This is a genomic window from Trebonia sp. (genome assembly GCF_049794275.1).
In the GTDB taxonomy this organism is placed as follows: domain Bacteria; phylum Actinomycetota; class Actinomycetes; order Streptosporangiales; family Streptosporangiaceae; genus Trebonia.
Window position 1 is genome coordinate 1 of record NZ_JBARCR010000339.1, and the last position, 5,523, is coordinate 5,523.

The 5,523-nt window shown below is 69.9% G+C and carries 5 protein-coding genes; all 5 read left to right on the forward strand.

Going from position 1 to position 5,523, the window contains the following annotated elements:
- Positions 1 to 417: IMP dehydrogenase (locus WA805_RS09315; RefSeq protein ID WP_425238747.1), on the forward strand; the 417-nt coding region annotated here is incomplete at its 5' end.
- A gap of 11 nt (positions 418 to 428) precedes the next feature.
- Complete coding sequence (gene trpS / locus WA805_RS09320; RefSeq protein ID WP_422274124.1) at positions 429 to 1,433, forward strand: tryptophan--tRNA ligase; 1,005 nt, start codon at positions 429 to 431, stop codon at positions 1,431 to 1,433.
- A 53-nt stretch (positions 1,434 to 1,486) separates the two neighbouring features.
- On the forward strand, positions 1,487 to 3,064 hold the full coding sequence (locus tag WA805_RS09325; RefSeq protein WP_422274126.1) for an acyl-CoA mutase large subunit family protein: 1,578 nt from the start codon (positions 1,487 to 1,489) through the stop codon (positions 3,062 to 3,064).
- 92 nt (positions 3,065 to 3,156) lie between these two features.
- Positions 3,157 to 4,320 carry a glutamate--cysteine ligase gene (locus WA805_RS09330; RefSeq protein ID WP_422339699.1) on the forward strand — a complete coding sequence of 388 codons (1,164 nt, stop codon included), beginning with the start codon at positions 3,157 to 3,159 and terminating at the stop codon, positions 4,318 to 4,320.
- The coding region (locus WA805_RS09335; RefSeq protein ID WP_425242139.1) for an amidohydrolase at positions 4,310 to 5,523 on the forward strand (1,214 nt) is incomplete at its 3' end. The genes WA805_RS09330 and WA805_RS09335, both read left to right, overlap by 11 nt.

Genomic DNA, 5,523 nt, shown 5'->3' on the forward strand with positions numbered 1-5,523 from the left:
GTCGCGGACGTCGCGGCAGCCCGCCGCGACTACCTCGACGAGTCCGGCGGACGGTACGTGCACGTGATCGCCGACGGCTCGATGACCCTCAGCGGCGACATCGCCAAGGCCCTCGCGCTGGGCAGCGACGCCGTCATGGTCGGCTCGCCGCTGGCCAGGGCCGCGCAGGCGCCCGGCCACGGCTACCACTGGGGGAGCGAGGCCAACCACCCGGAGCTGCCGCGCGGCGCCCGCGTCAACGTCGGCACGATCGGCACCATGGAGCAGATCCTGCACGGCCCGTCCACCGTGCCCGACGGCTCGATGAACCTGATGGGAGCGCTCCGCCGCACGATGGCGACCGCCGGGTACACCGACCTGAAGGAGTTCCAGCGGGTCGAGGTTGTCGTCACTCCGCCAGGCACGAGGCCCCGTTAGACTTCGTGCCCATGGGTTCACGTCGCGTATTCTCCGGCATCCAGCCGACCGCCGATTCGTTCCACCTGGGCAACTACCTCGGCGCCGTCCGCCAGTGGGTGGACCTGCAGGAGACCCGTGACGCCATCTACTGCGTGGTGGACCTGCACGCGATCACGGTCCCTTACGACCCGGCCGCGCTGCGCCGCCGTACCCGGGTGGCCGCCGCCCAGCTGATCGCCGCGGGCCTGGACCCGGAGCGGTGCATCCTGTTCGTGCAGAGCCAGGCGCCCGAGCACGCCGAACTCAACTGGGTGCTCGGCTGCATCACCGGCTTCGGCGAGGCGAACCGGATGACCCAGTTCAAGGACAAGTCCGCGCGCGGCGGCGCCGACCAGGCTTCCGTCGGGCTGTTCACGTACCCGGTCCTGCAGGCCGCCGACATCCTGCTGTACCAGGCCGACGAGGTGCCGGTGGGCGAGGACCAGCGGCAGCACCTTGAGTTGTCGAGGACGCTCGCGCAGCGGTTCAACCACCGCTTCGGCGAGACCTTCACCGTGCCCGCGCCGTACATCCTGCCCACGGTGGCGAAGATCACCGACCTCCAGGACCCGGCGAGCAAGATGAGCAAGTCGTCCTCGTCTCCGCAGGGCATCATCGACCTGCTCGACGAGCCCGACGCGATCCGCCGCAAGATCAACCGCGCCGTGACCGACGCCGAGTCGGTGGTGCGCGCGGACGAGGTGGCCAAGCCCGGCGTCACCAACCTGCTGCGCATCTACTCGGCGCTGTCCGGTCAGAAGATCGAGGAAATCTCCGCCGCCTACGGCGACTCCGGCTACGGCAAGTTCAAGAAGGACCTCGGTGAGCTCGTCGTGGGCACCTTCGCCCCGATCAGGGAGCGGACCGCGAAGATCCTCGGCGACCCGGCCGCGCTGGACGCGGTGCTGCTCGACGGCGGCCGCCGGGCCCGCGAGATCGCCGGGGGAACGATGGCCGTGGTGCGGGACCGCTGCGGCCTGCCGCCCGCCGCCTGACGCCGGCCGGACGGGGGCCGGGGCCCCGCTTACCCCGGCGTAACCTGAAGCGCATGGAACTGTCTGAGTCTGGCCTGCCCATTGACCCGGTTTACGACCAGGACACCAGGCCGGGGTTCGACCCGGCCGCCCGGCTAGGCGAGCCAGGCCAGTATCCGTTCACCCGCGGCGTCTACCCGGCCATGTACACGAAACGTCCGTGGACGATCCGCCAGTACGCCGGCTTCTCGACGGCGGCCGAGTCCAACCGCAGGTATCACCAGCTGATCCACAACGGCACCACCGGCCTGTCGGTCGCCTTCGATCTGCCCACCCAGATGGGATACGACTCCGACGCCGCGGTGAGCCACGGCGAGGTCGGCAAGGTAGGCGTCGCGATCGACAGCCTGCAGGACATGCGGACCTTGTTCGACGGGATTCCGCTCGGCGAGGTGTCCACGTCGATGACGATCAACGCGCCCGCCGCGGTGCTGCTGCTGATGTACCAGGCGGCCGCGGAGGAGCAGGGCACGGATACCAGGAAGCTCAGCGGCACCATCCAGAACGACATCCTGAAGGAGTACATCGCGCGCGGGACCTACATTTACCCGCCGCGGCCCAGCCTGCGGCTGGTGGCCGACACGTTCGCCTACTGCCGGAGCGAGCTGCCGAGATGGAACACGATCTCCATCTCCGGCTACCACATGGCGGAGGCCGGCGCCACGCCCGTGCAGGAGATCGCGTTCACGCTGGCCAACGCGAGGGAATACGTCAACGCCGCGCTGCAGGCCGGCCTCAAGGTCGACGACTTCGCCCCGCGGCTGTCCTTCTTCTTCGTCGCCAGGACGACGCTGCTCGAGGAGGTGGCGAAGTTCCGTGCGGCCCGCCGCATGTGGGCACGGATGATGAAGGACGAGTTCCGGGCCGAGGACCCCAGGTCGCAGATGCTGCGCTTTCACACGCAGACCGCGGGCGTGCAGCTCACCGCGCAGCAGAAGGAAGTCAACCTGTCCCGGGTGACGATCCAGGCGCTCGCCGCGGTCTTCGGCGGCACCCAGTCGCTGCACACGAACTCCTATGACGAGGCGATCGCGCTGCCGAGCGAGAAGGCGGCCCGGCTGGCGCTGCGGACGCAGCAGGTGATCCAGGCCGAGACCGACCTGACCAAGACCGTGGACCCGTTCGCCGGCTCGTGGGCTGTCGAGTCGATGACCGACGACATCGAGGCGGCGGCCGCGGAGCTGATGGAGCGGATCGCCGAGATGGGCGGCGCGCTCGCCGCCATCGAGCAGGGCTTCCAGAAGTCCGAGATCGAGCGCTCCGCCTACGAGGTGGCGAAACAGACCGACGAGGGCACCCGGGTGATCGTCGGGGTGAACAAGTTCACCGCGGACGACGAGGAGCCGTATGAGCCGCTGCGCGTCGATCCGCGGATCGAGCAGGCCCAGGCGGACAGGCTGGCGCGGCTGCGGGAAGACCGCGACCAGCGGGCCGTGACCAAGCACCTCGACACGGTCAAGGCGGTCGCGGAAGGCCCGGATAACGTCCTGCCGCCGATTAGGGACGCGCTCCGTTCCAATGCCACCCTGGGTGAGGTCTGCGACGCGCTGCGCGCGGTGTGGGGTGTCTACCAGCCGCCGGACGTGCCGTAGCGAGGATTCAATTTCGGGTGGCGGGAAATCGTAACTGGGGACGCCCAGTTTTCTGGCGTCTCTCTAATTTTGACGCTACCTGGAGGTTTGCCGTGGCGATTGCCTGGACCCCCTCGTCAGGCCCGACGCTCGGCATCGAATGGGAAGTGCAGCTCATCGACGCGCAGACGCGCCTGCTGCGGCAGGACGCCGGCCTGGTGCTGGCCGGCCTGCGCGGCTTGGAGGAGAGCGGCGAGCACCCGAAGATGCGCCACGAGCTGATGCAGTCCACCGTCGAGGTGGTGACGGGGATCTGCGGTACGGTCGCCGAGGCCAAGGCCGACCTCGCCATGACGATCAAGGAACTGCAGCGCACCGCGGAACCGCACGGCATCGTGCTGGCCGGCGCCGGCACGCACCCGTTGAGCGACTGGCGGGACGCCAAGATGGCGCCCAGCCAGCGGTACTCCGAGCTCGTCGAGCAGATCCAGTGGCCCGCCCGCAGGCTCCAGACGATGGCGACGCACGTGCACATCGGGCTGCGGGACGCCGACCGGGCGATGCCGATCGTCAACGCGCTCGCCGTCTACCTGCCGCATCTGCTGGGGCTGACCGCGTCGAGCCCGTACTGGTCCGGCATCGACACCGGCCTCGCCTCGTGCCGTTCAGTCGTGTTCGGCGCGCTGCCGAACACCGGCCCGCCGCCCGGCCTGCCGGACTGGAAGAGCTTCGAGGACTACATGGACACCCAGCTCCGCGCGGGCACTATCCGCACCATCAAGGAGGTGTGGTGGGACGTCAGGCCGCACCCGGACTTCGGCACGATCGAGACCAGGATCGCCGACGCGGTTCCGACGTTCCGCGAGGTCGGCATGCTCGCCGCGATCGTGCAGTGCCTCGTTCAGCTCTTCGATGCCCAGCTCGACCGCGGCTATCAGCTGCCGAGCAGGCCGTCGTGGGTGACCAGGGACAACAAGTGGCGTGCCACCAGGTACGGACTGGACGCCGTCGTGATCACCGACGCTTCTGGCGCGACCGCACCGCTCCGTGACGAGGTATTTGAGCTACTCCGTGACCTGGAGCCGGTAGCATGGCGGCTCGGCTGTGTTGAGGAGCTCGCGGTCGCGTCCGAGGTGCTGGAGTACGGCGCCTCGAGCGAACGGCAGCGGGCCGCGCACGCCGCTGATGCCGACTTGACCAGCGTGGTTGACGCGCTCGTCACTGAATTCGCGGAGGACCGCTTCGTCCTTCGCGGGGATGGCGGTCATGGAGGGTAATGTCCGGCGCAGCCTGGACGAGTTTCTCGCGGCCCGCGGGCCGGGGCTGATCGCGTTCCGCCGGGACCTGCACGCCCACCCGGAGACCGGGCGGGCGGAACACCGCACCACGCGCGTCATCGCCGAGCGCCTGGCCGCGGCAGGCCTTGACCCCGTGGTGCTTCCCGGGGGCACCGGGCTGCTCGCCGATATCGCCGCTGCGGAAAATTCGTCCTATCCAGAACGTACGGTGGTGGCTCTGCGGGCCGACCTCGATGCCCTGCCGATGGATGACGAGAAAGACGTCCCGTACCGGTCCACGGTCGCCGGCGCCTGCCACGCGTGCGGCCACGACGTGCACACCACCGTGGTCCTCGGGGCTGGCCTGTTCCTCGCGGAGCAGGCCAGGGCCGGGCTGCTGCCCGGGCCGGTCCGGCTGATCTTCCAGCCGGACGAAGAGGGCAGCACCGGGGCCAAGGACGTCATCGCCGCGGGCGGCCTGGCGTCGGTCGGCCGGATCTTCGCGGTGCACTGCGACCCCCGGCTTGACGTCGGCAAGCTGGGCATCAGGTCCGGGGCGATCACCGCCGCCTGCGACCACATCAAGGTGCGCGTGCACGGCCCTGGCGGGCACACCGCCCGCCCGCACCTCACCGCCGACGTGGTGTACGCGCTCGGCAAGGTCGTGACCGAGCTGCCTGCCATGCTGTCCCGGCGGGTCGATCCCCGGTCCAGCCTCAGCCTGGTGTGGGGCCGGATAAGCGCGGGCTCGGCCGCGAACGCGATTCCCGACGAGGGCATCGCGGAAGGCACCGTCCGCTGCCTGGACAACGAGGCCTGGGAGGCGGCGCCGGCCCTGTTCGGCGAGCTCGTCAAGTCGGTGGCCGGCGCCTATCGCGTGACGGTGGAGCTGAACTATCAGCGCAACGTGCCCGCGACGGTGAACGAGCCGGCCAGCGCCGCGATGTTCGCGACGGGGGCGGAGAGCGTGCTCGGCCCTGACGGGGTGATGCCGACCCAGCAGAGCCTCGGCGGCGAGGACTTCGCCTATTACCTGGACTGCGTGCCCGGCGCGCTCGCCAGGCTCGGCACGAGGCCGCCGGGCGGCGCCGATGGCGACCTGCACCAGCCGTCCTTCGACGTGGACGAGCGCGCGATCGGCGTCGGCGTCCGCGTGATGGTAGCCACCGCCTTGACGGCCCTCTGGCACGGCGCCGCCGTGCC